We start from the raw sequence: 24133 nt of genomic DNA on the forward strand, positions 1-24133 counted from the left end.
CGCCGTCGATCGCCCGTACCGTGGTGGGGTGAGGTTTTCGATTTCGATTCCCCAGCTAGACGCCACCGGTTTCGACGCCGCCGGCCTGCGGTCGTATCTCGCCCGGGCCGAGGAACTTGGTTTTGACGGCGGCTGGGTGCTCGAGCAGATTATCGGCGAGGCGCCGCTGCTGGCGCCGCTGGAGTTGTTGGCGTACGCGGCGGCCTGCACCGACCGGCTGCGCCTGGGGGTGGCCGTGCTGGTCTCGTCGCTGCACGAGCCGCTCCAGTTGGCCGCGGCGGTGACCACCGTCGACCGCATCAGCCTCGGCCGGCTCGACGTCGGGGTGGCCCCCGGCGGCGGCTTTCGTCGGTTCTCCGCCTTCGGGGTGGACAAGGCGACATTCGTGTCGCGTTTCACCGAAGGCCTGCAGCTGATGAAAGCAGCGTGGGCAGATGAACCCAGAGTGACGTTCCACGGCCGCTTCCGTCAGGTCGACAACCTGCCCATCCAGCCCAAACCCGTGCAGCGACCGCATCCGCCGATCTGGTTCGGCGGTCAGGCGCCCAAGGCGCTGGCCCGAGCGGTGCGGCACGGAAACGCGTTTCTCGGCGCCGGGTCGTCAACCACCGTCGCGTTTGCCCAAGCGGTGAAGACGGTGCACCGCGAGCTCGCCGAACAAGGCAAGGACCCGGGCGACTTCACGATCGGCAAGCGGGTGTATCTCATGGTCGACGACGACGCGGGCTTGGCCCGCGAACGTGCTGGCCGGGCTGCGCCGGATTTACGGCACCATGCCGGGGGTGGAGGACGTGCCGGTGTCGGGCACGCCGGCTGATGTCGCACGCGGACTGCGTGAGGTGATCGACGCCGGCGCGCAAATGATCCTGCTCAACCCGGTCGGTAACGACGTAGCGCAGGACCGCCAGCAAATGGAACGCCTTGCCGCAGAAGTGATTCCGCAGTTGCGTTAGCTCCCGGCGAGCTACAGTTCGGTGACCGAACCGCCAGCCGCCGTGATCTTCTCACGGGCGGTGCCGCTGAATTTGTGCGCGGTCACATCGACCTTGACGGTTAACTTGCCCTCGCCGAGCACTTTCACCGGCGAGTTCTTGCGAACGGCTCCTTTGGCCACGAGTTCGTCGACGCCGACGGCACCGCCCTTTGGGAAGAGCCGGTTGATATCACCGACGTTGACGATCTCGTATTCGGTGCGGAAGCGGTTGCGGAAGCCCTTCAACTTGGGTAACCGCATATGGATCGGCATCTGGCCGCCCTCGAAGGTGACCGCAACCTTCTTGCGGGCCTTGGTGCCCTTGGTGCCTCGGCCTGCTGTCTTGCCTTTGGAGCCGTCGCCGCGACCGACCCGAGTCCGTTTGGTTTTCGACCCCGGAGCAGGCCGCAGGTCGTGAAGTTTGATCGTCATTTCTTCTTACCTTCGCCTTTCACCTCGACGGGTTGCACCTCGACGAGGTGGCGCACCACCGCGATCAGCCCTCGGGTCTGGGGGTTGTCGTCGCGGATCACCGAATGGCGGATTCGCCGTAAGCCCAAGGTGCGCAAGCTTTCCCGCTGCTTCCAGCGGGTGCCGATCGCACTGCGCACCTGTGTGATCTTCAGCTGAGCCATGGCTACGCCGTTCCCTCACGTGCCGCGCTCGACGCCAGCGCTTCGCTTTCGCGGCGCGCCTTGAGCATGCGGGACGGCGCGACGTCTTCAATCGGCAGCCCGCGGCGAGCGGCCACCTCCTCGGGGCGCTGCAGCAGCTTCAGTGCGGCCACCGTGGCGTGCACCACGTTGATCGCGTTGTCGCTGCCTAGTGACTTGGCCAAAATGTCGTGCACGCCGGCGCATTCCAGCACCGCCCGGGCGGCGCCGCCGGCGATCACACCGGTACCGGGGCTGGCCGGGCGCAGCAGCACCACTCCGGCTGCAGCCTCACCCTGCACGGGATGGGTGATGGTGCCGCCGATGAGCGGCACCCGGAAGAAGTTTTTGCGCGCCTCTTCAACGCCTTTGGCGATGGCGGCGGGGACTTCTTTGGCCTTGCCGTAGCCGACGCCGACCATGCCGTTGCCGTCACCGACGATGACCAGTGCGGTGAAGCTGAACCGCCGACCGCCCTTGACCACTTTGGAAACGCGGTTGATGGCGACGACTCGTTCCAGGTAGTTGGTCTTGTCGCCGTCGCGCTCGCGTGCCCGGCCGCCCTCGCGGCTCCTGCGGCTCTCGCGTCCTTCGGCTCGTCCTTCGCTGCGGGTAACGCCGCCGGTGTCCGGAGCGCCACCCCCCGAAGTCGGCTGCTCCGTCATGATGCAGTCCTTCCAGTCTCGTTCAAAACGTCAGCCATTTAGAACTTCAATCCGCTTTCCCGCGCCGCGTCGGCCAGCGCCGCGATCCGACCACCGTATTTGTACCCGCCGCGGTCGAATACCACGGTTTCGATCCCCGCGGCCTTGGCCCGCTCGGCGATCAACTGCCCGACCCGGACGCTGCGGGCCTTTTTGTCACCCTGCACCCCGCGCACGTCGGGCTCGATCGAGGAGGCGGCCGCCAGGGTGGTGCCGTTCAGGTCGTTGACCAGCTGCACGTGAATATGGCGCGCCGACCGGTGCACCACCAGCCGTGGGCGTTCCGGGGTGCCCGAAATCTTCTTGCGCAGCCGCGCGTGCCGACGCAGGCGGGCAGCTCGGCGGGCTGCAGCGACGCTCTGCCCCACCGGCTTTCCGGGTGCGGTTCCCGATTGTGATGCAGCCATGACTACTTACCTGTCTTTCCGACCTTGCGGCGCACCTGCTCGCCCTCATAGCGCACACCCTTGCCCTTGTAGGGGTCGGGGCGACGCAGCCGGCGGATGTTCGCCGAGATCTGGCCTACCTTCTGCTTGTCGATCCCCGAGATCGAGAATTTGGTGGGCGATTCGACGGCGAACGTGATGCCTTCGGGCGCCTCGACCACCACGGGGTGGCTATAGCCCAGCGCGAATTCCAGGTTGTTGCCGCGTAGTTGGACGCGGTAGCCCACCCCGAAGATCTCCATCTTCGTCGTGTAGCCCTGCGTCACACCAGTGACCAAGTTGGACACCAGGGTGCGCGACAGCCCGTGCAGCGAGCGGCTGCGTCGCTCGTCGTCGGGACGGCTGACCACGATCGCGCCGTCCTCGTTGCGCGACACCGTGATCGGTTCCGCGACGGTTAACGACAGTGTGCCCTTCGGGCCTTTCACCGACACGTTTTGACCGTCGATCGTCACGTCCACGCCCGCGGGCACCGGAATCGGTTGCTTACCAATACGCGACATAGCGTTAGCTTCCCCTCACCACACGTACGCGAGGACTTCGCCGCCCACGCCCTGTCTGGCCGCCTGCCGGTCGGTGAGCAGACCCGAGGACGTCGAGATGATCGCCACGCCCAGGCCGCCGAGCACCCGCGGCAGGTTGGTGGATTTCGCGTAGACCCGCAATCCCGGCTTGGACACCCGGCGCAGACCGGCGAGGCTGCGTTCGCGGTTTGGCCCGTACTTGAGTTGAATGACGAGCGCTTTGCCCACGCGAGCGTCTTCGACGCGGTAATCGGCAATGTAGCCTTCGTTTTTGAGGATCTCGGCGATGTTGGCCTTGATCTTCGAGTGGGGCAGCCTCACCTCGTCGTGGTAGGCCGCGTTGGCGTTGCGCAGACGCGTCAGAAAGTCCGCGATTGGGTCCGTCATCGTCATGACAGCCGTGTCACCTTTCTCGCAGTGGTTCCCGGCTCGGGCCTGCTGCGTTTCACCAACTGCTCTTCTGCACGCCCGGCAGCTCGCCGGCGTGCGCCATCTCGCGCAGGCAAATCCGGCACAGCCCGAACTTGCGGTAGACCGCGTGCGGGCGGCCGCACTTACTGCAGCGGGTGTAGGCCCGCACCTTGAACTTCGGTTTCCGCTGGGCCTTGTTGACCAGTGCCTTCTTCGCCATGTGTTCAGTTCTCCTTGAACGGGAAGCCGAGGGCCCGCAACAGCGCGCGTCCTTCCTCGTCGGTCGCCGCCGAGGTGACGACGCTGATGTTCATGCCACGGGTCCGGTCGATGGAGTCCACGTCGACCTCGTGGAACACCGTCTGCTCGGCCAGCCCGAGCGAGTAGTTGCCGGCGCCGTCGAACTGCGTCGGCGACAACCCGCGGAAGTCGCGGATACGTGGTAGCGCAATGGAAACCAACCGGTCGAGAAACTCCCACATGCGATCGCCGCGCAGGGTTGCCCGCACGCCGATCGGCATGCCTTCACGAAGCTTGAACTGCGCGACCGATTTACGCGCCCGCCGGATTTCCGGCCGCTGCCCGGTGATCATCGCAACGTCGTTGACCGCGCCGTTGATCATCTTGGCGTCGCGGGCCGCTTCCCCGATCCCCATGTTGACGACGACCTTGACCACCGTCGGGATCTGCATGACGTTGCGATACCCGAATTGTTTTTGCAGCGCGTCACGGATCTCTTCGCGGTAGCGCACTTTCAGCCGCGGCTGAACCTTTTCTGCGGTCGTCATCAGATGTCCTTGCCGTTGCGCTTGGAGATGCGGACCTTCTTGCCGGTCTCCTCGTCGATGCGGTACCCGACCCGGGTCGGCTTGCCGTCGGAGTCGACAACCATGACGTTGGAGACGTGGATCGGGGCTTCCTGCGTGACGATCCCGCCCGACCGTGCGCCGCGCTGGGTCGTCGAGATCGGCGTGTGCTTCTTGATCCGGTTGACGCCCTCGACGAGTACCTTGTTTTTAGCCGGGTACGCCTTGAGCACCTTGCCCTTGGCGCCCTTGTCTTTACCGGAGATGACGAGCACCGTATCGCCCTTGTGGACCTTCATCTATAACACCTCCGGGGCCAGCGAAATGATCTTCATGAACCGCTTCTCCCGCAGCTCGCGGCCGACCGGACCGAAAATACGAGTGCCCCGCGGATCGTTGTCCGGCTTGATGATCACCGCCGCGTTCTCGTCGAACTTGATGTAGCTGCCGTCGGGGCGGCGACGCTCCTTGGCGGTGCGCACGACCACCGCCTTGACCACGTCACCGCGCTTGACGTTGCCACCGGGGATGGCGTCTTTGACCGTGGCCACGATGACGTCGCCGATTCCGGCGTAGCGCCGCCCGGAGCCGCCGAGCACACGGATGCACAAGATCTCTTTGGCGCCGGTGTTGTCGGCAACCTTCAGTCGCGATTCCTGCTGAATCACCAGATCTCCTCAATCCTGTGCCGGGTCGTTGGAACTCGTGCGCGCCAACCGCCTGGCTAACGTGTGCACGCCGGAGGAACTCTGTCGTGCGTGGTCTTCGTCGCCGAAAGGCACGCGGGGCCGTCACCTTGCGCCGGCCGAGGTCTGCCCACGGCAACCCTTAGAGTCTAGGTGACGACCTGCTCAGCGCCAAATTTTTGGCTGGTTGTCTCGCTATCGCGAAGCATCGGCGATGGCGTTGCCAATTCTGCGTATATCGGCGAGATGGTGGACACCTTCGTGCATCGCTTGGCGGACCAGCCAACGTGCGGAGCGCTGCTCGCCCGGCAGGCGGGTCGCCACGCGGTCCCAGTCCTGTGTGCCAGTACGGTCGATCTGCTCGCAAAAGCCGGTTACAGCCGCCGCGAGCTCGTCAAGCGTGGCGGTGAGGTCCCGATCGTTGTACCGAAACCGGCGGGCCCGCAAGTCGTTGTACATCGGTTCCAGCGCCGGAACGTCTTCGGTACGGATGCGGTGCAGCCGGATGGTGAAGGCGACGTAGACATCGCGCAGGTGGCAAACGTATTCGGTCACCGACCATACCTGTGGGCTGGGTCGTCGCCGACGCGCGTGCTGCGGGATGGCCTCGACGGCGTCTCGAACCGCAATCGGCAATGGGATGACGACTGCGACGGCGTCGTCGATGCTGATCTCCGGATAAGCCAACGCGCAGACGTCGCACACGTGATCTTCGGCGGCCAGCGGCGGCAATGCATGCATGTGACAATGATCGCCGGTTTTGTGTAGTCGTCGCAGCCGACAGATCAGAACGGCGGGGGATCGTCGTCGTCGTTGTCGGGTGGGGCCAGGCTGAAGTAGCTGGGGCGTTGCGCGCGCCGGGCGATGCGCGCGTGGCGGTTGTGGCGGCGTTCGGTGGCGATGCGATGTGCGCGGTCTTGGGCGCGGGTGCGCCGGCGTTTGGGCATCATCGCGCTGCGGTCCCCGCAGTAGTCCGGCGGCGGGTCGGCTGGTGGCGGGGGCAGGGCGGCGGTGGGCCGGCACAGGTGGGGAAACAGCAGCGCGCTGCCCGGGGTGGTGACATAGGTGTGCCCCGTCGGCGCGGTCAAGATCAGGGTGCCGTCGGGCAACTGCTGCTCACGCCAGCCCCAAAACGTTTTCACCAAATGATGAGTGCGGCAATAAGCTTTGAGGTTCGAGGCGTGGGTGGGCCCGCCCTTGGCGTAGGGAATCGTGTGATCGAGGTCGCATTCAAACGCGGGCTTGTCGCAGCCGGGCCAACGACAGGTCAGATCCCGGCAGCGCACAAAATCGGCCAGCGCCTTCGACGGCACATACCCCCGCTCCGGCGAGGCATCGCCCGGATGCACCACCGGGGTCAGCTCGGCCGACGTGGCCAATTGCGTAACGAGTTCCGGAGGGATGAGCCCGTCGGCGCTCACCTGTGATGCCGCCACCTCGCCGCTGCCATCGAGCGTGGCTTGCTCGGCGATCACGTGAACCACCACCGGGCCGACGGCGGGCCGGCCGGCACCCCCGCACTCGGGGCGTCCGCAGCGGCAGCCCAGCCGATCCGCCCCGGCCGCTAATGCCCCCAGCGCATCGGCGCGGCGCTGCTGGCGCGTGCGCGGATCATGGGCACACACCGTGGCCGCCAAACCATCCAACCGCTTGTCCAGCGCATGGGCGTCGGTGGTGAACAAGGTGCCGTGGATCTCCGAGGTGCCGCCTTCGTCGCGAGGGCCGATCCAGACCTGCCGATCGGCTTGATACTCCTTGCGTCGGCGCACCGCATCGGCATCAGCGCGAACCACGATCTTGTCGATCTGGGCGGCCAGCCGGCCCTGGGTCAGCGACGGCCAGCGCCGCACCTTGATCGCCAGCTCGGCATCAACCGCCGCCAGCACCTCGGGGTCGGTGATCAACTCGGTGCGATACACGATCGTCTGAAAACTGCGATAGTCGATATCCCCGGCCGCAAACACCTCACCGACCTTGGGTAGCCGCTCGCGGAGGGCCCGGGCATAACGCAGCCGGCTGCCCGCCAACGCCTGGCTGACCCGCAACGCCGCGGCCACCTCCGCGGCCACCGCCTCCTCGGTGTCGATCGCCCACTCCACGCTTTCCGAGCACCGCGACAACCGATAGCCGAACAACTGCCCGATCGCGCTCAGCTGCGCGGCCGCCGCCCGATTCTCCGCCCGCGCCGCCGCAGAAATCTGATCCACCAACGCCGCCGACTCCCCGGTGGTGGAAGGATGTCGCCGCTCCCACATCTCATCGAAGCGGGCAATCACCTCCCGGCGTGCAGCTTCATCGAACATAGGTTCGATCATAAGGGTGGGGTACGACAACTCGCTGACCGGTCGGCCTGCTCCCGGGCATCGGAAAGCTGATCCGTTCTTGTGCCAGCCGCACGGCCCGCCCGAAGCTGTCCTCGACCAGGTCGCGGGACAGCGCGGCCCCAGCTAGCTGGTCAGCTGCGAGGCGGCGATGTCGCGGAGTTCTCGTCGACGAACACCCGACCCGCAAACGGACAGGATTAGCGGCGCGTTGTCGGCGCTCGGCAGCCGCCAGGCCGGCTGGCAGCGCGCACGGCGGCGATCTCCCCGTGTCGCTCGCGGCCGACGTGGCTGTCGACCACTACTCGAGGTCGGCCACGCACCGGAAACCGATGTGCGTGGTCGCGGTGTCCTGCGACTGGGGCGAACGCGCTGCGGGGCGGTAGCGGTGGCAGTACTCCGGCGCGCACAGGTGCGAACCGCCTTTCAGCGTCTGATTCACGCGAGGATCAGCGGGTCCGGACGGTGTGCAGCAGGGTTTCGGAGGCTGATCCAGCCGGTGGTGTGAGCTGAATTCGGTGGCGGTCCACTCCCAGACGTTGCCGATCATGTCCACCAACCCAAAACCGTTGGGCGGAAAGGTCCCTACCGGCGACGTTCCGATCCATCCCAAGGCGCCGTCGTTGCGGTACGGGAATCTGCCCTGCCATGTGTTGGCCATCAATCGCCCGTTCGGCTTCTCCTCGTCCCCCCAGGCATACGTCGTGGTGGTTCCGCCGCGGGCCGCGTATTCCCACTCCGCCTCGGAGGGCAGCCGCCGCCCCGCCCACCGCGCGTAGGCCGCGGCGTCCGGATAGGCGACCTGTACCACTGGGTGATCGGCTCTGTCAGTGACGTCGCTGCCGGGGCCGAACGGGTGGCGCCAGCACGCGCCCGGTACCCAGTGCCACCACTGCCGCCAGTCTTGCAAGTCGACCGGACCAGGCGTCGGACGGAATACCAACGCCCCTGGGACAAGGTCGTCTGGATTCGCACCCGGATACTGTGCGGGATCGATCGGTTGTTCGGCGACCGTTATATAGCCTGTCGCAGCAACGAATTCGGCGAACTGCACGTTGGTCACCGGATGCCGTTCCACCGCGAACGGCGCGACTGCGGCGGTATGGATGGGAGCTTCTTCGGGATAGAAGCTCGTCGATCCCATACGAAACGCTCCGCCGGGCAGCTCAACCAGCTCCGTCAGCATGATGCCAGGGTATGACGACCACAAAGTCGCCCCTTGCTTCGTCGTCAGCACACTTCAGTTGCCCTGGCGGACCCAGGCAAAGATGCACAAGGCCATCGCCGCCCCCAACGCGATGAGTACCCACTGCACGACGGCGTGGTCGATCCACGAGCCCGGTGGTGGGGCGCCGGGAAGGATGTTGCGCAACGGAACGATGGCCAACAGGTTTGCGGCCTACAACGAATTGTCATTCGCGATCTACCAGGGGCTCTTCGCCGCCGAATTGAAACGCCGGAAAGCCGGATGTCCAGACGCCCGGTACGCCATCGTCCGCCAGCGACGAATGCTCTCAGGGTATGACGACCGCAAAGTCGGCCATCAGCGCGATTTTGGCAGCGTCGAAGCCCAGCAGCCCGGCGGGCCCTTCCTGATGGATGGCGACGAGATAGCTTTTCGTGTTCGTCCAGATATGCGCGATGCGGTCGGCGAAGGCGATCGCGCCTGACGGTCCGCGATACGTGCCGGCCAGTTGCTGGCTGCTGTACCCGCAGAAGGGAGCGGGGGTGATGGTCACCTCGGCACCCGCCTTCGCTCGCACCGTCGCGTCGTACTGGGCAAACGCTGCGGCCGGCGTAAGAATCGTCGGCGCGATAGTGACCTTCCCTGTCATGCCGTCCGGTCCTGCTAACACCAGCGCCACATCACCGTCACCGGCGGTCGACGTCCAGCCGTCCGGCACGCTGATGGTGATTTTGGGCGCGGCCGGGTCAGCCACCGTGGCCGTGGTGGGCCTGCCTACCACGCTCGGCGGCGGAAAGCATTCCAGCGCATCAGGCGGTATGTGCGCGGGCAGCGTGGTCTCGACACCGGGAACGCCGGCGGGCGGGTCTTGCTGTGGCCGGCCGACGGCTGCTGTCGTCGACAAACCGGGTACCGTTGCCGGAATCGCCTTCCCCCCAGTGGTATTGGCGCAACTTGCCAGGGCGACCGCCAGAAACGCCGAGCCTAGCCCAATGCGGCAATTCCTCAGCATCTCAGTCGCGTGAGAAAGCCAGGGCGAGTCTCTTTCCCAGGTCCTTGTACGGTGCACCGGAAACGTCGACGGTGACGTGGGCGATGGCTCCGCCGGTGAACACGAACGGCGCCTTGTAGCGGCTCGACACTGCCGAACCGCTGTTGCGGCCCACGCTGATGGCGGCTCCGGCCAGACCGAACGTGCCCGGATGAGTCTTCATGTCCCGCACTGCGTCAACCGCGATGTCGTCGATGTAGAGGGTGGCTTCACCCAGGGGGGTGTGGCTGTTTTGCACCGTCCCGCTCCGCACGTATTGAACGCCCAGCAAGTGTCGGCCCAGCGGCACCGCGTTGGGCGAGGAGACCATCTGCTCCTGCTCACCGAGGAAGTTGTAGACGTAGTGCAGCCGTCCGTCCTCGATGAACAAAGCGTGTCCACCGTGGGCACCGCCCTGCTTGAACAGCACCCCTTCGGCGCCGACGGTGTCGATGGTCACCTCGGCCAGCACCGAGAATGACCGCCCGTGGATTTCGACGCCAGCACCCATGCCGACGTCGGCGGTATCGGGATAGTAAGTGTAGGTGGAGCGTTCGCCGGCTAGGTACGGCCGCCACCGTGACATCGTTTCCAGCAGATTGAGGTCGGCCAGCGGCAGCCCGTGGTATTTGGCCGCTTCAGAAAACCACAGCGCCTTCAGCTCCTCGAGCTTGTCAGGGCGCTGGGCAGACAGGTCGTGACATTGAGTGCGGTCAACCGCGATGTGAAACAGCTCCCAGCGGTCGGAGTCGAAGTGCGACCAGCCGGCGGGTGCCGCGGCGTGGACGGTGTTGGCGAACCAGCCCTCATGCCAAATGCCGCGGGTTCCCAGCATGGTGTAGAACTGGGTGCGCTTACCGGTGTCTGCACCCGGGTTCGCAAGTGCCGCTTTGAAACTCACGCCATCTAGTGGCTTCTGCGTGATGCCCTTTACCGTCTGGGGCGGTGCGATCCCCACCAGGTCATAGACAGTCGGGGTGACGTCGCAGACGTTGACGTAGTTATCGCGCACCTCCCCGCGGGCGGCAATCCCGTTGGGCCAAGAGATGATCGCCGCATCAGCGATGCCGCCTTCGTGGGAGGCATAGCGTTTGAACAACTTATACGGCGTGTTGAATGCCATCGCCCACCCAATCGGGTAGTGGTTATAGGTCTGCGGCCCGCCCAGCCGGTCAAGGTGCTTGAGGCTGTCTTCGACGGTGTCGATGTAACCGTTGAAGAACTTCGTCTCGTTCACCGACCCGTTCGGCCCGCCCTCGCCGCTGGCGCCGTTGTCGGAGATCACCACGATCAAGGTGTCGTCCAGTTGGCCGGATTCGTCGAGATAGTCCAACACCCGGCCGATTTGGGCGTCGGTATAGCTGAGAAAGCCGGCGAACACCTCGGCCATCCGGCAAAATAGTCTCGTCTCGTCACCGCTTAGCGAGTCCCAAGGACGCACCGTGTCCTGCAGCGGCCACGACTCGCCATTCGGTCCCTTCACATCGAGATAGGGGTTCATCGGTGACAACTCGGTATCCGGCGGCACTATCCCGATCGACTTCTGATTCGCCAACACGATGTCGCGGTAGCGCTCGTAGCCCATGTCGAAGCGGCCGGCGTATCTGTCGGCCCATTCGGTGAACACGTGGTGCGGGGCATGCCCGGCGCCGGGGCACACATACGCAAACCACGGCTTGTCCGGCGCGATCACCTTGGCGTCGCGGATGAACTCGATCGTCTTGTCGGCGATGTCCTTCGACAAGTGGTAGCCGTCCTCCGGTGCCGCTGGCGGTGACACCGGATGGTTGTCGTGCACCAGGTCCGGATACCACTGGTCGGTCTCGCCGCCCATGAAGCCGTAAAACCGTTCGAAGCCACGCGACAGCGGCCAATGCCGCTTGGATGACGCCAAATTCGACTCCTCCAACGGCGTCAAATGCCACTTACCGATGCAGTAGGTGTTGTAGCCGCGCTCGGCCAGTGCCTCCGAAATCAGCGCGGTCTCGGCCGGAATGCGCCCGTTGCAGTTGGGGAACCCGTCGGTGAACTCTTCGATGGTGGCCATACCTACGGTCGTCGCGTTACGGCCGGTCAGCAACGACGCCCGGGTGGGTGAGCACAGCGCTGTGGTGTGAAACTGCGACAGCCGAACACCTTGTTCGGCGATGCGGGTCATGGTCGGCATCTCGACCAGTCCGCCGAAGCAATCCCAGGTCCCAATTCCGACGTCGTCCCACACCAGATACAAAATGTTGGGTGAGCCTTCCGGAGCCCGGGGCGCGGCATACGGACCCCAATCCGGCTCGGAGTCGCGGATATCCAACGCGATCTTGCCCTGAAACTCTGCTGCCATCACCGGCTCCGTTCGTATCGGTGCCGCGAAGCCTATACCCGTCATGTAGCGAATGTTGCGGAACCGCTGAGGGTCAGCGCAGCCGAAACACCGCGCCGTCGCTGCCCCACTGACCGAACGGTGGTCGCTCACCGCGGTCGATCGCGCGAATGCTCGGTCGCCCGATGTGAGCGAACACCAGTCGATGCACGCCCGCGTCGCGAGCCGCCGCAGCCACGTCCCGAACGCACGCGTGTCCACCCACACCACGGGCGAAGCGAATCGGGTGGTTCCATCCGGCGGCGTCGGCGAACATCAGATCGGCTTCACGCGCCCATCCCGGGAATTCCCAAAACTCGGGTGCCCAGACGGCCCGCTGGCATGCCGTCTCGATCAGGTAGCCGACAGTCGGATGGGAAGTGTGACGCACCGGCAACGGTTGCAGCCGCACCGCGTCCGCGCCGAACGAAGCGATAGCAGGACGCACACCCAGTTCGGCGGCCCGGCGGCGGATCTGCGGCATCAACTCCGCATGGTCATCGCAGACCAGCCAGGCATCCAGCCGCGATCCGGGATCGGCGGAACCCCCACCGTCCAGCATGACGCGGCGACCACGCCAGGCCAGCAGCAGCCCGGCCGGGCGGTAGCGGGGCGAGTTCATCGCCCCGACGCCGACCAGAACCAGCCGCAGCGTCGGCCCTTACTTGGCCTTCTCCAAGATTTCGACCAGCCGCCAGCGTTTGGTCGCCGACAGCGGACGCGTCTCCATCAACGACACCCGGTCGCCGATGCCGGCGATGCTGTTCTCGTCGTGCGCCTTGACTTTCTTGGTTGTGCGGATGATCTTGCCGTACAAGGGATGCCGCATCCGGTCCTCGAGTTCGACCACGATGGTCTTCTGCATCTTGTCGCTGACGACGTAGCCGATCGCGGTCTTGCGCCGACCCCGAGGCTTCGGGGTCGGTGGAGTGTGCTTGGGGCCCTTCTCTTTTGGTGCGGCATCTGTCGCCGCCGCCTTCTTCGGCGCCGCCTTCGACGCCTTGCTGGTGGCTTTCTTCGCTGTGGTCTTAGCCTCTGCCATCAGGATTCCTCACCCTCAGGCCCGGATGCCAGGCCCAGTTCCCGTTCGCGCAGCACGGTATAGATGCGTGCGATCTCCTGACGCACGGTGCGAAGCCGGCGGTTGTTGCTGAGCTGGCCGGTAGCCATCTGGAAGCGCAGATTGAACAGCTCTTCCTTGGACTCGCGCAGACGGTCGACCAGCTCCTCGTCGGTGAGCTCGCGCAGTTCGCCGGCGGAAACACCCAGGGCCATCAGAACTGCTCCTCTCGGGTAACGATGCGTGCCTTGATCGGCAGCTTGTGAATCGCTCTGGTCAACGCGGCCCGAGCAACCGCTTCGTTGGGGTAGCTCAGCTCGAAGAGCACCCGGCCCGGTTTGACGTTGGCCACCCACCACTCCGGCGAGCCCTTCCCCGAACCCATTCGCGTCTCCGCGGGCTTTTTGGTCAACGGACGGTCCGGGAAGATGTTGATCCACACCTTGCCGCCACGTTTAATGTGTCGGTTGATGGCAATACGGGCGGACTCGATCTGCCGGTTGGTGATGTAGGCGTGCTCCAACGCCTGAATACCGTAGTCGCCGAAGCTGACCGTGGTGCCGCCGCTGGCGATGCCACGCTGGCGCGGATGGTGCTGTTTGCGATGCTTGACTTTCCGGGGAATCAACATGATTCAGCTCTCTGTGCTCTGCGTCTCCAGGGCCGGCTCGGCGCTCGCCGGGGCGGCGGCCTCCTCAGCGCCCGCGGCTCGTCCGGCTTCGGTGGTCGCGCCGGTCGTCCCCGCAGCACCGCTGCGCCGCGGACGGGCACCCGACGGGCGCTCTCGGCGGGGACGTTCGGCGCCCGCGCCGGTGGGGGCGGCCAACTCGCGTTTCCCGCCGACGATGTCGCCCTTGTAGATCCACACCTTGACCCCGATGCGGCCGAAAGTGGTTTTGGCTTCATATAATCCGTAGTCGATGTCGGCCCGCAGTGTGTGCAGCGGGACGCGGCCTTCGCGGTAGAACTCCGAGCGGCTCATCTCGGCACCGCCGAGGCGGCCCGAGCACTGTACCCGGATGCCCTTGACGTTGGGCTGGCGCATCGCCGACTGGATGGCCTTGCGCATCGCGCGACGGAACGCCACCCGGTTGCTCAACTGCTCGGCAACGCCTTGGGCCACCAACTGTGCCTGGGACTCAGGGTTTTTCACCTCGAGGATGTTGAGCTGAACCTGCTTGCCGGTCAGCTTCTCCAGATCCGCGCGGATGCGGTCGGCCTCGGTGCCGCGGCGTCCGATGACGATGCCCGGCCGCGCGGTGTGGATGTCGACCCGGACCCGGTCACGTGTGCGTTCGATTTCCACGTCGGCGATACCCGCGCGTTCCAAGCCGCTGGACAGCAGGCGCCGAATCGCCACGTCTTCCTTGACGTATTCGGCGTACTGCTTGTCGGCGTACCAGCGCGACTTCCAGTCGGTGGTAATGCCAAGCCGGAAGCCGTGCGGATTGATCTTCTGGCCCACTACTGCGAGCCTCCCTTCGCGGTGGACTGCGGGGTCGTCTTCTTGGCCGGCGCCGTGGCGGCGGGTGTCGTCTTTTTAGCCGGTGCCTTCTTGGCGGGAGTCTTCTCGGCGGACGCTTCCTTAGCCGGTGCCTTCTTGGCGGGAGTCTTCTTGGCCGACGCTTCCTCGGCGGGCGCCTTCGTGGCAGGGGCCTTCTTGGCAGGCGCTTGTTTGGTGGCGGCGGCCTTGCTGGCCTGGGCGCGGCGGGACCGCGACGACTGGGGTGCCCGCCGATCCTGGGCCGGCCGGCTTTCGACCACTACCGTGATATGGCTCGTGCGCCGGCGAATCCGGAACGCGCGCCCTTGCGCGCGCGGACGGATCCGCTTGGCGGTCGGCCCGTCGTCGGCGTGCACGGTGGCCACTACTAACGTGGCCGGGTCGAGGCCGTTGTTGTTCTGCGCGTTGGCCGCAGCGCTGGCTATCACCTTGGCCACCGGCTGGCTGGCCGCCTGCGGCGCCCACCGCAGGATATCGAGCGCCTCCGCTACCGGTTTGCCGCGGACGAGGTCGATCACACGGCGCGCCTTTCTCGGCGACACCCGAACGAACCGGGCTTTGGCGACCGCAGAGGGGAATTCGGTAGCCGTGGTCATCGACGCTTGGCCTTCCGGTCGTCTTTGATATGTCCCTTGAAGGTCCGCGTCGGCGCGAATTCACCCAGCTTGTGGCCCACCATCGCCTCAGTGATAAACACCGGCACATGCTTGCGCCCGTCGTGCACGGCGAACGTGTGACCGACAAAGTCCGGAATGATGGTTGACCGCCGCGACCAGGTCTTGATGACCTGCTTGGTGTTCTTCTCGTTCTGCGCGTCGACCTTCTTGAGCAGATGGTCGTCGACGAACGGACCCTTCTTCAGGCTGCGTGGCATCGGCTACTCCTCTTAACGCCCGTGTTTCTTGCCGGTGCGCCGGCGTCGGACGATGAGCTTGTCGCTGAGCTTGTGGCGGCGCCGGGTGCGACCCTCAGGCTTGCCCCACGGGCTGACCGGGTGACGACCGCCGGAGGACTTGCCCTCGCCGCCACCGTGCGGGTGGTCCACCGGGTTCATCACCACACCACGCACCGACGGCCGCTTGCCCTTCCAGCGCATCCGGCCAGCCTTGCCCCAGTTGATGTTGGCCTGCTCGGCGTTGCCAACCTCGCCGACCGTGGCGCGGCACCGGACGTCGACGCGGCGGATCTCACCACTGGGCATGCGCAGCGACGCGTAGCTGCCCTCTTTGCCGAGCAACTGAATGCTCGACCCGGCCGAGCGGGCGAGTTTGGCGCCACCACCCGGTCGCAGCTCCACCGCGTGGATCAAGGTACCGGCAGGGATATTGCGTAGCGGCAAGTTGTTACCGGGTTTGATGTCTGCGTTGGGTCCCGACTCCACCATATCGCCCTGCGAAAGTCCTTGCGGAGCAATGATATAGCGCTTCTCACCGTCCAAGTAGTGCAGCAGCGCGATGTTGGCGGTGCGGTTGGGGTCGTATTCGATGTGGGCGACCTTCGCGTTGATGCCGTCCTTGTCGTTGCGACGGAAGTCGATGATGCGGTATGCGCGCTTGTGGCCACCGCCCCTGTGGCGGGTGGTGATCCGGCCATGCGCGTTGCGCCCACCATGGCCGTGCAGCGGGCGCACCAACGACTTCTCCGGGGTCGAGCGGGTGATCTCGGCGAAATCGGAGACGCTGCCGCCGCGGCGGCCGGGAGACGTCGGCTTGTACTTGCGAATTCCCATCTCTGCTAAGTCTTTCTATCCATCCTCGGCTATGTCGGTGTGCCGAACAGATCGATCGGCTTGCTGCCCGGCGCCAACGTCACGATGGCGCGCTTGGTGTTCTTCCGCTTGCCATAGCCGGTCCTGGTGCGCTTGCGTTTACCCTGCCGGTTCGCGGTGTTCACCGACGCCACCTTCACGGAGAAGATCTTCTCGACCGCGATCTTGATTTGCGTCTTGTTGGAGTCGGGGTGCACCAAAAACGTGTAGACGTTGTCGTCGATGAGCCCATAGGACTTCTCGGAGATGACTGGTGCCAGGATGATGTCGCGGGGGTCGGTGACGGTCGCCATCAGGCCGAAACCTCCTCGGCAGCTTTGGTATTGGCGGCGATGTATGCGTTGAGCGCCTCAACGGAGAACACCACATCGTCAGCGCGCAGCACGTCATAGGTGTTGAGCTGGTCAGGTGCCAGGATGTGCACGCCGGGTAGATTGCGCGCGCTCTTGGCGCTCGTTTCGTCGCTGCGTTCGATGACCACCAGCAGCTGCTTGCGGTCGGTCAGCGTGGCCAAAAACGCCTTGGCGCTCTTGGTCGACGGAGTCTGGCCCGACACCAGTTCGGTGACGGCATGGATTCGGCCATTGCGGGCCCGATCCGACAGCGCACATCGCAGCGCCGCCGCGATCATCTTCTTCGGGGTGCGCTGGCTGTAGTCACGAGGCTTGGGGCCGTGCACGGTTCCGCCGCCGGTGAACTGCGGAGCCCGAACCGAGCCCTGACGAGCCCGGCCGGTACCCTTCTGCCGGTATGGTTTTCGACCGCCGCCGCGCACCTCGCCGCGGGTTTTCGTCGAGTGTGTGCCCTGACGAGCCGCCGCCCGCTGCGCGGTGACCACCTGGTGCATCAACGGGATATTCGCTTCGACATCGAATAACTCAGCCGGCAGCTCGATTGAACCTTCGGTCTTACCGGCTGGCGATTTGACGTCGATTTTTATGCCTGCCATTACTTTTCACCTTTTTTGATCGCGCTGCGCACCATTACCAGGCCACCCCTGCGCCCTGGTATCGCACCCTTGATCAGCAGCACGCCGTTTTCCGCGTCGACCTTGTGCACCAGCAGGTTCTGCGTGGTCACCCGGTCGTTACCCATCCGCCCGGCCATCCGGGTGCCCTTGAACACCCGGGCCGGTGTGGCGCAGCCCCCCGATCGAACCGGGGCGTCGGTGCACGGCTTGAGCGCCGTGGCTGGCACCCTGCCCGCGGAAACCGTGGCGCTTCATGGTGCCGGCGAAGCCCTTGCCCTTGGAGGTGCCGGTCACGTCGACGTAGCTGCCGTCGGTGAAGATGTCGGCGGTCAACTCCTGACCCACCTGATACTCGGCGGCCGCTTCCGGGTCGTCGAGCCGCAGCTCGGCCAGGTGCCCGGCGCGGGTTGACACCCGCGGCGTTGTACTGACCGGCCAACGGCTTGTTGACCTTGCGGGGACTGATCTCGCCGTAAGCCAACTGGATCGCGCTGTAGCCGTCGCGCTCGGGCGTGCGGATTCGAGTGACCACGTTCGGTCCGGCCTTGACCACCGTGACCGGCACCACCCGGTTGTTCTCGTCGAACACCTGCGTCATGCCCAGCTTGGTGCCCAGAATGCCTTTTCGCGCCATCGGTTCACCAATCTCCTACTGGATATTGACGTCGACACTCGCGGGCAGGTCGATGCGCATCAACGCATCCACCGTCTTCGGTGTCGGATCGAGGATGTCGATCAGCCGCTTGTGGGTGCGCATCTCGAAGTGCTCCCGCGAGTCCTTGTATTTGTGCGGCGAGCGGATGACGCAGTAGACGTTCTTCTCGGTCGGCAGCGGCACAGGACCCACCACGCTGGCACCCGTCCGCATGACCGTTTCGACGATCTTGCGGGCTGAGGCGTCGATGGCCTCGTGGTCGTAGGCCTTGAGCCTGATGCGGATCTTCTGTCCCGCCACGCTTCTCTTACCTCGCTGTTCCCGTGTCCGGACCCGGTGTGCCCGCCGCGCCGATCGACCTGGGTCGATCCGGCGGCGCGCCGGATGTCTGCGCCGCTGTTTACCTGTCCTGGTTCACCGGTCCCCGCGATCGGGTGTGTCGCCGACACGCAGCCTCGGCGCGCTCATTTCAAGATCGAAATTCGTCGCGCTCCGAGGATGGGACCGGACGCGCCCGTTTGGGCGCCGGTCGGATGCCCGGCCAGGCGCGAACCCGGCGCAAGGCAACCTGAACAGTATGCCCTAGATCATGGTAACGGCCAAATCTGGTGAGCCGTGACGGGCCGGGCTGATCAGCACCGACACCGCCCTCAGCCCTGGTTCCGTACCCGGCTAGCAAGGCGGCTGACAGCCCCGTCGCAAGGGGGGTTGTCATTGAGGTAGAAGCGAGGTAGAAGTGGCGCCGTCGGCACCACCACCCTGCCTAAGTCGGTTTTGCGGTCCCCGTCAGCGCTTTCCTTTCAAGCTCGACCAGAACCGGCATTGGTGGGACTCGGCGAAGTTTGTCTCCACCCTGCTGCCGTCGGGCCGCAGCGACATCCGGGGGCTGCGGGCCGGATCGCCACCCAACGGGGGCCAGGCCGGTTGGCCCGACACTTTCGGTGCGCCGGTGGTGACGAACTGACTCCAGTAGCTCACCATCTGGCTGGACAGCTTCCGCTGCGCAGGGCTTAGCCTGAATCCGTGGATGGGTGATTTCGTGTTGCCGTCGACGCGGTTGTTTTGGGATGCGGCCGAGTGTGGCGCGGTGGGGCGTGGGTGATCCGCTGGCCTGTACCAGCTTTCCTTTGGGTTCCTTGGGTCGGGCCTGGGATGGCGGGGCGGACAGGGCTTGGAAGGTGGGGTCAGGCGGCGCGGGGTTGCGCGATCGGGTAACCGATGACGTTGTGCCACAGGGCCTTCCATCTGGCTCGCCAATGCCAGTGGGCGGGTAGGTGCAGCATTGGTTTGCGGGCCGGGGCGGCGAAGCGGGCCGGGATGTTGATCAGGTCGCGGCGCAGGGTAGCCCCGCGGGCCACGGCATGGTGGCCACCGGCGAGGGTGCCGACGGCGCGCAGCAGGTTATGGGCGATCACCGCGCAGGCCAGCCAGGCGCAGTTGGCCGCGAACAGCCCCGACGGGATGTGTGCCAGTGGGCCGTCGATTAAATCGGCGAAGGTGGTTTCGATGATGGCGTGGCGTCGGTGGGTGATATCGGCCTGGTCGACCGGCAGCGCGGAGTTGGTGACAAACGGGTGATAGCGCCACACCGGAAACAACGCATCCAGGTGGCGGGCGTCTTTGACCCGGCGCACTACCAGCCGCACGGTCAGTGTTCGGCCGCGGGCCAGGCGCAGGGTGTAGGGGTTTCGGCGACCTGGGCATCGGAGATCAACGCCCCGGTGTCGGGGTCTTCGACCGCGCCCGGGTAGTGCACCGGGGTCCAGGCGGCCTCGTCGATGGCGGCGATCGCGGCGTTGATGCGCTTGTTGCGGCTGATCGACAGGGAGAATTCGGCGCCTCGCTGAATGCAGGTGGTGATCACTTTCTTGGTGCCAAACATTGAGTCGCCGCGCACCAGGATCGGCGCGTCGGGGTTGATCGCTTTCGCGGTGGTGATCGCCTGCTTGAGCTGGTATGCGGCACCGCGCCCGGAGGCGGCTTTGCCGCTCCGTAGCTGCGCCTCGGCGATCACCGGCGCGGCGGTCGCCGTGGAGATGGTGGTGATCTGTGGGGACAGGCCCAGCCGCAGCAGCGCGCGGCTGGCGATCTTGGCATGACCGAAGGAGGCGCCCTGCTTGGCGTGGCCGTAGACCGGGCGCAGCAGCGAGTCGATGTCCAAAAACATCCGCTCGTCGGCGCCAGCCAGCAGCGGGGTGCGCGCCGCCAGTGCGATCAGATGCTCGCGGGCCACTGCGGCGAGTTGTTTGGTATGCCCGAAGGTGAACTCGCGCAAAAAGATCCCCAACGTCGATGGGGCATATACCTCGTTGAACACCCGGGGTGTGCCGCCGGCGCGCAGCACATTGGCATCATCGATGCTGTCCGCGCCGCACATCATCCCGGCGACGATCGAGGTCAGCTTGCCAGCCGGGTTGACCGCGCCGGACTTCACCCGAGTCGACGGCAGATCCACGCGCTCGTTGATCAATTCCGAAAGACCGGTCTGCTCAGCCAGTTCCAGCACTGGCACCAACCCGGCCGCCGACAGCAGATTCTGCTCGTCAAACACCGCCGATCCGGTGGTGAACGTATACGATGAGTGCATCGAAAGTGCCTTCCCGGACTATGGACAAATGCGGCCTCAGCACTCGTATTGTCCCAGTTCAGAAGGCATTTTCGCTGTTCACACGCCGATCAAATCACCGGAACCATCCACGGATTTAGGCTTAGCGGTGGCGCCCCGCCGACGGCGAACAGGTAGCGCAGCTCCAGGGAGTGGCTGGCGCCCAGCGGAAATGGCGCGCGGCGCAACGGCTCGGGCGCCGGAGCCCCGCGGTCGTCGAACTCGTAGGCATACACGGGTGCTCCCCGGCGCAGCGCTTCGCCGATTCGGTCGGCGACACAGGCAAAGACGCCGTCGGTCACTGCGGCCGCGTAGGCGAGCGACACGTCGCCGCCGTAGCGGTCGGGCGGATAGTGGGCCCCCACCGCCCGACCGTCGGGGCCGAAGATATCGGCCAGCACGCCCGGATACTCCGCCGCTGTCATGGTCCGGCCCAACCGCAGGTAGCGCAGCGCAGTGAACATGGTGAACTCGTCCTGGTTGGTGCCGATCAATACCGGAACCTTGGCCCCGTGGCCGGCGCCGAACGCGGCGACCGGGTCGACCGGCAGTGTCGCTGTCCCGGTCACCGGGCCGGACAGCGAATCCGAATCGCCGATGCGCGAATACCACGGCGGCCGGGCCAGCTTCGCGGCCGGCAACGCCCGCAGGCACTGGGCGGCGGTCGCGGGGTCGGCGCAGCCCACCGATGCCGCGTAGTCGAGGCTGGTGCGCTGTGCGCTCGCCAGGTCGACCTGCGCCTGGCACGGACCGCTCTGCACGATGGCCGCCCGGAACAGCCCTGCCGAACCGGGTGCCACCAGATGGTCACACACCGACATCGCACCCGCCGATTCGCCGGCGATGGTTACTCGGGTCGGATCCCCACCGAAGCTGGCGATGTTGTCTCGAACCCAGCGCAGCGCCGCCTGCTGGTCGGCCAGGCCATAGTTGCCGACACGATCGCCGGCGCCCAGCGACGGGTGGGCCAGAAACCCGAGCGCGCCCAGGCGGTAGTTGACGGTGACCACGACGAGGTGGCCCTGCGCCACCAGCCACCGTGAGTTGTAGAGGTCGCCGCTGCCGTTGACGAAGCCGCCACCGTGAATCCACACCATCACCGGGTGTTTCTCAGCGGTCGCGCCGAGCGGTGGGGTCCACACGTTGAGCGTCAGGCAATCCTCGCTCGTCGCCTTGCGGCCACGGCTTTCCTGCATGCACTGGGGGCCCGGCTTACTCGCATCCCGCATTCCGTGCCATGGCGCCGGTGGTCTCGGCGGCTGCCAGCGCAACGGTCCGACCGGGGGTGCCGCATATGGAATGCCTTGGAAAAGCCGGTAATCCGCGGCGACCTGACCGCGCACCAGGCCCGCGGCGGTGCGCACCACCCCGGCGTCTGCGGGACTGGCGCGATCTGGCGATTTTTGCCGCGCCAGGACGCCGCCTGACCGCACGCCGCAACCAACAGCGCCGTCGCCAACAGCGCGACGGCGCCCGCCCGTGGCCGTAGCGTCGGTGCGATCACCACGAACCGAGCCTAGGACAAGGCCGGGCCAGCGGATCGACGCAAATCGCTGCCGCGTGGTCGCCGATCACCGACACTGATGCTGGCCATGATGGCCGGCGACCCGAGGAGTCAGATGAGTGCCCCGATCATTGACGAAGCTGCGAAAGTATTTGCCGACCCGACCGCCTACACCGACGAACCGCGCCTTCACGCGGCGCTGACCCATCTGCGCGCCCACGCACCGGTGTCGCTGGTGGATTGTCCGCCGTACCGCCCGTTCTGGGCGATCACCAAACACGCCGACATCATGGAAATCGAGCGGGACAACAACTTGTGGATCAACGAACCGCGACCGCTGCTACAGACCGCGCAGAACGACGACATCGCGCGGGCCCAGCTGGAAGCGGGGATGGGACTACGCACGCTGATCCACATGGACGACCCGCAGCACCGCGTAGTCCGTGCGATCGGCGCAGACTGGTTTCGGCCCAAGGCGATGCGCGCGCTGAAGGTCCGCGTCGACGAGCTGGCCAAAATCTACGTCGACAAGATGATGGCGGCCGACGGCGAATGCGACTTCGTGCAGGAGGTCGCGGTGAACTACCCGCTGTATGTCATCATGTCGCTGCTGGGCCTGCCGGAATCGGATTTCCCGAGGATGCTCAGGCTCACCCAGGAGCTTTTCGGCGGCGACGACGCCGAGTTCAAGCGCGGCAACACCCCCGAAGAACAGCTCCAGGTATTGCTCGACTTCTTCGGCTATTTCAACGCTCTGACCGCGGCTCGGCGCGAGCACCCAACCGAGGACCTGGCCTCCGCGATTGCCAACGCCCGCGTGGACGGCGAACCCCTGTCGGACGTCGAGACCGCGTCGTATTACGTGATCATCGCCACCGCCGGTCACGACACCACCAGCGCGACCATTGCCGGCGGCCTGCAGGCGCTGATCGAAAACCCAGACCAACGAAAGCGACTCACCGACAACCTTGATCTGATGCCGCTGGCCACCGAGGAGATGATCCGCTGGGTCACGCCGGTCAAGGAATTCATGCGCACCGCAACCGAGGACACTGTCGTCCGCGGAGTGCCGATCGCCAAAGGCGAGTCGGTGTATTTGTCTTACGTTTCCGGCAACCGCGACGAAGAGGTGTTCCACGACCCGTTCCGCTTCGACGTTGGTCGTGATCCCAACAAACACTTGGCTTTTGGATATGGCGTGCACTTCTGTTTGGGCGCCGCGCTGGCCCGCATGGAGGTCAATAGCTTCTTCGCAGAGCTGCTGCCGCGGCTGAAATCGATTGAACTGAATGGCGAACCGGAGCTCATTGCGACGGTGTTTGTCGGCGGGTTGAAGCACCTGCCGATCCGCTACGAGCTGCGCTGATCGCCTTGCGCTGCTTACGTTGCACGTGCAGGAACCCGTCGACAGCGGCGCGGGCACACTCGCGGTAGTCGAAATCGGGCAAGGTGCTCAACCGGCCGAGCACCAGCGGGCCGATTAGCAGCGCGATCGCGCGCGAGCGGTCGATCTCGCCCAGCTCGGCGGCCTCGGGGCTGTCGAAAATAGCGTCAAACGGGGCCGCGTACTGCTGGGCGATCCGCTCGCGCAGCGTGGTGAGCGCGGGACTATCGGCCTGGGTGTGACGGGGTTCTGGCAGCCGCTGCAGCTCTCCGCCCAGCGCCATCCAGGACATCGCGGCCAGCATGCCGGGTGCCTCCGCGATCAATTCAGCCTCGGCCAGCACTAACGCGATGAGCCGGTCGCGCAGCGAACCCTCTGCCGGCGGCATCGGCGCGGGCGGCAGCAGGCTGTTGAATGCTGCTGCGAGCAAATCGTTTGCGCTCGGGAAGTGGCGGTACAGCGTCGCCCGGGCTACGTTGGCGCCGCGAGTGACCGCATCGATCGTCACCGCACCGGGACCTCCGGCGCGTAGCAGCGCTGTGGCCGCCTCCAGCAGCCGAGCACGCGAACGCGCTGGTCGAGGATCGGTA

Annotated in this window: 30 protein-coding genes and 4 pseudogenes; 2 read left to right on the forward strand and 32 right to left on the reverse strand. The window is 65.7% G+C overall.

Annotated features, from left to right (window positions below):
* Positions 1–28 precede the first annotated feature (28 nt).
* Positions 29–953 (forward strand): annotated as a pseudogene (locus MYXE_RS19040) (LLM class flavin-dependent oxidoreductase).
* An 11-nt stretch (positions 954–964) separates the two neighbouring features.
* Here the strand turns inward: MYXE_RS19040 and rplO are convergent.
* From rplO to MYXE_RS19195, 31 genes and pseudogenes are all read right to left on the reverse strand, one after another.
* Complete coding sequence (rplO, locus tag MYXE_RS19045) at positions 965–1405, reverse strand: 50S ribosomal protein L15 (RefSeq protein ID WP_085193119.1); 441 nt, start codon at positions 1403–1405, stop codon at positions 965–967.
* Positions 1402–1608 carry a 50S ribosomal protein L30 gene (gene rpmD / locus MYXE_RS19050; protein WP_003920614.1) on the reverse strand — a complete coding sequence of 69 codons (207 nt, stop codon included), beginning with the start codon at positions 1606–1608 and terminating at the stop codon, positions 1402–1404. The genes rplO and rpmD overlap by 4 nt, the downstream gene beginning before the upstream one ends.
* A 2-nt stretch (positions 1609–1610) precedes the next feature.
* Positions 1611–2291: a 30S ribosomal protein S5 gene (rpsE, locus tag MYXE_RS19055; RefSeq protein WP_085193120.1), complete on the reverse strand. Its 681-nt coding sequence runs from the start codon at positions 2289–2291 to the stop codon at positions 1611–1613.
* 38 nt (positions 2292–2329) lie between these two features.
* Positions 2330–2698, reverse strand: a complete 369-nt coding sequence (gene rplR, locus MYXE_RS19060) for a 50S ribosomal protein L18 (protein WP_003920616.1) — start codon at positions 2696–2698, stop codon at positions 2330–2332.
* A gap of 41 nt (positions 2699–2739) precedes the next feature.
* Entirely contained in the window at positions 2740–3279 is a 540-nt protein-coding gene (gene rplF / locus MYXE_RS19065; protein WP_003920617.1) for a 50S ribosomal protein L6, read from the reverse strand.
* 15 nt (positions 3280–3294) lie between these two features.
* Complete coding sequence (gene rpsH / locus MYXE_RS19070; protein ID WP_003920618.1) at positions 3295–3693, reverse strand: 30S ribosomal protein S8; 399 nt, start codon at positions 3691–3693, stop codon at positions 3295–3297.
* A 52-nt stretch (positions 3694–3745) separates the two neighbouring features.
* Positions 3746–3931 (reverse strand): type Z 30S ribosomal protein S14, encoded by a 186-nt coding sequence (locus MYXE_RS19075; RefSeq protein ID WP_003920619.1) that lies wholly within the window; start codon positions 3929–3931, stop codon positions 3746–3748.
* A 4-nt stretch (positions 3932–3935) separates the two neighbouring features.
* Positions 3936–4499, reverse strand: coding sequence for a 50S ribosomal protein L5 (rplE, locus tag MYXE_RS19080; RefSeq protein WP_003920620.1), 564 nt, complete (start codon positions 4497–4499; stop codon positions 3936–3938).
* Positions 4499–4816 carry a 50S ribosomal protein L24 gene (gene rplX / locus MYXE_RS19085; RefSeq protein ID WP_003920621.1) on the reverse strand — a complete coding sequence of 106 codons (318 nt, stop codon included), beginning with the start codon at positions 4814–4816 and terminating at the stop codon, positions 4499–4501. The genes rplE and rplX overlap by 1 nt, the downstream gene beginning before the upstream one ends.
* A complete protein-coding gene (rplN, locus tag MYXE_RS19090; protein ID WP_003920623.1) occupies positions 4817–5185 on the reverse strand; it encodes a 50S ribosomal protein L14 in 369 nt (122 codons plus the stop codon).
* A gap of 213 nt (positions 5186–5398) precedes the next feature.
* Positions 5399–5944, reverse strand: coding sequence for a DinB family protein (locus MYXE_RS19095; RefSeq protein WP_003920624.1), 546 nt, complete (start codon positions 5942–5944; stop codon positions 5399–5401).
* 44 nt (positions 5945–5988) lie between these two features.
* Entirely contained in the window at positions 5989–7506 is a 1518-nt protein-coding gene (locus tag MYXE_RS19100) for an HNH endonuclease signature motif containing protein (protein ID WP_112650089.1), read from the reverse strand.
* Between the two features lie 319 nt (positions 7507–7825).
* Positions 7826–8710 (reverse strand): formylglycine-generating enzyme family protein, encoded by an 885-nt coding sequence (locus MYXE_RS19105; RefSeq protein WP_085197476.1) that lies wholly within the window; start codon positions 8708–8710, stop codon positions 7826–7828.
* 54 nt (positions 8711–8764) lie between these two features.
* Positions 8765–8914, reverse strand: a pseudogene (locus MYXE_RS19110) (DUF4436 family protein); the annotation flags it as partial.
* 124 nt (positions 8915–9038) lie between these two features.
* Positions 9039–9464 (reverse strand): hypothetical protein, encoded by a 426-nt coding sequence (locus MYXE_RS19115; RefSeq protein ID WP_232061654.1) that lies wholly within the window; start codon positions 9462–9464, stop codon positions 9039–9041.
* A gap of 259 nt (positions 9465–9723) precedes the next feature.
* Positions 9724–12075 carry an arylsulfatase gene (locus MYXE_RS19120; protein WP_085197474.1) on the reverse strand — a complete coding sequence of 784 codons (2352 nt, stop codon included), beginning with the start codon at positions 12073–12075 and terminating at the stop codon, positions 9724–9726.
* A gap of 73 nt (positions 12076–12148) precedes the next feature.
* Positions 12149–12715 carry an MBL fold metallo-hydrolase gene (locus tag MYXE_RS19125; RefSeq protein ID WP_085197471.1) on the reverse strand — a complete coding sequence of 189 codons (567 nt, stop codon included), beginning with the start codon at positions 12713–12715 and terminating at the stop codon, positions 12149–12151.
* Positions 12716–12754: 39 nt separating this feature from the next.
* Positions 12755–13138, reverse strand: a complete 384-nt coding sequence (gene rpsQ / locus MYXE_RS19130) for a 30S ribosomal protein S17 (protein WP_086009263.1) — start codon at positions 13136–13138, stop codon at positions 12755–12757.
* Positions 13135–13368 (reverse strand): 50S ribosomal protein L29, encoded by a 234-nt coding sequence (rpmC, locus tag MYXE_RS19135; RefSeq protein ID WP_003923385.1) that lies wholly within the window; start codon positions 13366–13368, stop codon positions 13135–13137. The genes rpsQ and rpmC overlap by 4 nt, the downstream gene beginning before the upstream one ends.
* A complete protein-coding gene (gene rplP, locus MYXE_RS19140; protein ID WP_003923384.1) occupies positions 13368–13784 on the reverse strand; it encodes a 50S ribosomal protein L16 in 417 nt (138 codons plus the stop codon). Before rplP ends, rpmC begins: the two co-directional genes overlap by 1 nt.
* 3 nt (positions 13785–13787) lie before the next feature.
* Entirely contained in the window at positions 13788–14618 is an 831-nt protein-coding gene (gene rpsC / locus MYXE_RS19145) for a 30S ribosomal protein S3 (RefSeq protein WP_003923383.1), read from the reverse strand.
* The gene (gene rplV, locus MYXE_RS19150) at positions 14618–15253 is read right to left on the reverse strand and encodes a 50S ribosomal protein L22 (RefSeq protein ID WP_161552121.1); all 636 of its coding nucleotides are present in this window, start codon (positions 15251–15253) and stop codon (positions 14618–14620) included. Before rplV ends, rpsC begins: the two co-directional genes overlap by 1 nt.
* The gene (gene rpsS, locus MYXE_RS19155; RefSeq protein ID WP_003923380.1) at positions 15250–15531 is read right to left on the reverse strand and encodes a 30S ribosomal protein S19; all 282 of its coding nucleotides are present in this window, start codon (positions 15529–15531) and stop codon (positions 15250–15252) included. Before rpsS ends, rplV begins: the two co-directional genes overlap by 4 nt.
* A gap of 12 nt (positions 15532–15543) precedes the next feature.
* Entirely contained in the window at positions 15544–16386 is an 843-nt protein-coding gene (gene rplB / locus MYXE_RS19160; protein ID WP_003923379.1) for a 50S ribosomal protein L2, read from the reverse strand.
* A 29-nt stretch (positions 16387–16415) separates the two neighbouring features.
* Positions 16416–16718 carry a 50S ribosomal protein L23 gene (gene rplW, locus MYXE_RS19165; RefSeq protein WP_003923377.1) on the reverse strand — a complete coding sequence of 101 codons (303 nt, stop codon included), beginning with the start codon at positions 16716–16718 and terminating at the stop codon, positions 16416–16418.
* Positions 16718–17374, reverse strand: coding sequence for a 50S ribosomal protein L4 (gene rplD / locus MYXE_RS19170; protein ID WP_003923376.1), 657 nt, complete (start codon positions 17372–17374; stop codon positions 16718–16720). The genes rplW and rplD overlap by 1 nt, the downstream gene beginning before the upstream one ends.
* A pseudogene (gene rplC, locus MYXE_RS19175) lies at positions 17374–18029 on the reverse strand (50S ribosomal protein L3). Before rplC ends, rplD begins: the two are co-directional and overlap by 1 nt.
* Positions 18030–18044: 15 nt before the next feature.
* Entirely contained in the window at positions 18045–18350 is a 306-nt protein-coding gene (gene rpsJ / locus MYXE_RS19180; RefSeq protein ID WP_003923373.1) for a 30S ribosomal protein S10, read from the reverse strand.
* 486 nt (positions 18351–18836) lie between these two features.
* Complete coding sequence (locus MYXE_RS24715) at positions 18837–19031, reverse strand: carboxylesterase family protein (protein ID WP_232061655.1); 195 nt, start codon at positions 19029–19031, stop codon at positions 18837–18839.
* A gap of 203 nt (positions 19032–19234) precedes the next feature.
* Positions 19235–20637: pseudogene (locus tag MYXE_RS19190) on the reverse strand (IS1380 family transposase).
* A gap of 89 nt (positions 20638–20726) precedes the next feature.
* Entirely contained in the window at positions 20727–22088 is a 1362-nt protein-coding gene (locus tag MYXE_RS19195; protein WP_161552122.1) for a carboxylesterase/lipase family protein, read from the reverse strand.
* Between the two features lie 186 nt (positions 22089–22274).
* Between MYXE_RS19195 and MYXE_RS19200 the strand changes: the two genes are divergently transcribed.
* Complete coding sequence (locus tag MYXE_RS19200; RefSeq protein WP_003923370.1) at positions 22275–23525, forward strand: cytochrome P450; 1251 nt, start codon at positions 22275–22277, stop codon at positions 23523–23525.
* On the opposite strand, the gene MYXE_RS19205 is transcribed toward MYXE_RS19200, so the two are convergent.
* Positions 23464–24051: a TetR/AcrR family transcriptional regulator gene (locus MYXE_RS19205; protein WP_232061861.1), complete on the reverse strand. Its 588-nt coding sequence runs from the start codon at positions 24049–24051 to the stop codon at positions 23464–23466. The genes MYXE_RS19200 and MYXE_RS19205 overlap by 62 nt on opposite strands.
* Positions 24052–24133 lie beyond the last annotated feature (82 nt).

The organism is Mycobacterium xenopi, from assembly GCF_009936235.1.
Taxonomy (GTDB): Bacteria; Actinomycetota; Actinomycetes; order Mycobacteriales; family Mycobacteriaceae; genus Mycobacterium; species Mycobacterium xenopi.

What these genes read in the sequence shown, in the direction of transcription:
- rplX (WP_003920621.1), bottom strand. Translation starts at nt 4,816, where the DNA reads ATGAAGGTCCACAAGGGCGATACGGTGCTCGTCATCTCCGGTAAAGAC.
- rplB (WP_003923379.1), bottom strand. Translation starts at nt 16,386, where the DNA reads ATGGGAATTCGCAAGTACAAGCCGACGTCTCCCGGCCGCCGCGGCGGC.
- MYXE_RS24715 (WP_232061655.1), bottom strand. Translation starts at nt 19,031, where the DNA reads ATGGTGAGCTACTGGAGTCAGTTCGTCACCACCGGCGCACCGAAAGTG.
- rplF (WP_003920617.1), bottom strand. Translation starts at nt 3,279, where the DNA reads ATGTCGCGTATTGGTAAGCAACCGATTCCGGTGCCCGCGGGCGTGGAC.
- rpsE (WP_085193120.1), bottom strand. Translation starts at nt 2,291, where the DNA reads ATGACGGAGCAGCCGACTTCGGGGGGTGGCGCTCCGGACACCGGCGGC.
- rpmC (WP_003923385.1), bottom strand. Translation starts at nt 13,368, where the DNA reads ATGGCCCTGGGTGTTTCCGCCGGCGAACTGCGCGAGCTCACCGACGAG.
- rplW (WP_003923377.1), bottom strand. Translation starts at nt 16,718, where the DNA reads ATGGCGACCGTCACCGACCCCCGCGACATCATCCTGGCACCAGTCATC.
- rplD (WP_003923376.1), bottom strand. Translation starts at nt 17,374, where the DNA reads ATGGCAGGCATAAAAATCGACGTCAAATCGCCAGCCGGTAAGACCGAA.
- rplV (WP_161552121.1), bottom strand. Translation starts at nt 15,253, where the DNA reads ATGACCACGGCTACCGAATTCCCCTCTGCGGTCGCCAAAGCCCGGTTC.
- rplO (WP_085193119.1), bottom strand. Translation starts at nt 1,405, where the DNA reads ATGACGATCAAACTTCACGACCTGCGGCCTGCTCCGGGGTCGAAAACC.
- MYXE_RS19095 (WP_003920624.1), bottom strand. Translation starts at nt 5,944, where the DNA reads ATGCATGCATTGCCGCCGCTGGCCGCCGAAGATCACGTGTGCGACGTC.
- MYXE_RS19075 (WP_003920619.1), bottom strand. Translation starts at nt 3,931, where the DNA reads ATGGCGAAGAAGGCACTGGTCAACAAGGCCCAGCGGAAACCGAAGTTC.
- rplE (WP_003920620.1), bottom strand. Translation starts at nt 4,499, where the DNA reads ATGACGACCGCAGAAAAGGTTCAGCCGCGGCTGAAAGTGCGCTACCGC.
- MYXE_RS19100 (WP_112650089.1), bottom strand. Translation starts at nt 7,506, where the DNA reads ATGTTCGATGAAGCTGCACGCCGGGAGGTGATTGCCCGCTTCGATGAG.
- rpsH (WP_003920618.1), bottom strand. Translation starts at nt 3,693, where the DNA reads ATGACGATGACGGACCCAATCGCGGACTTTCTGACGCGTCTGCGCAAC.
- MYXE_RS19120 (WP_085197474.1), bottom strand. Translation starts at nt 12,075, where the DNA reads ATGGCAGCAGAGTTTCAGGGCAAGATCGCGTTGGATATCCGCGACTCC.
- rpsS (WP_003923380.1), bottom strand. Translation starts at nt 15,531, where the DNA reads ATGCCACGCAGCCTGAAGAAGGGTCCGTTCGTCGACGACCATCTGCTC.
- MYXE_RS19105 (WP_085197476.1), bottom strand. Translation starts at nt 8,710, where the DNA reads ATGCTGACGGAGCTGGTTGAGCTGCCCGGCGGAGCGTTTCGTATGGGA.
- rpmD (WP_003920614.1), bottom strand. Translation starts at nt 1,608, where the DNA reads ATGGCTCAGCTGAAGATCACACAGGTGCGCAGTGCGATCGGCACCCGC.
- MYXE_RS19125 (WP_085197471.1), bottom strand. Translation starts at nt 12,715, where the DNA reads ATGAACTCGCCCCGCTACCGCCCGGCCGGGCTGCTGCTGGCCTGGCGT.
- rplP (WP_003923384.1), bottom strand. Translation starts at nt 13,784, where the DNA reads ATGTTGATTCCCCGGAAAGTCAAGCATCGCAAACAGCACCATCCGCGC.
- MYXE_RS19200 (WP_003923370.1), top strand. Translation starts at nt 22,275, where the DNA reads ATGAGTGCCCCGATCATTGACGAAGCTGCGAAAGTATTTGCCGACCCG.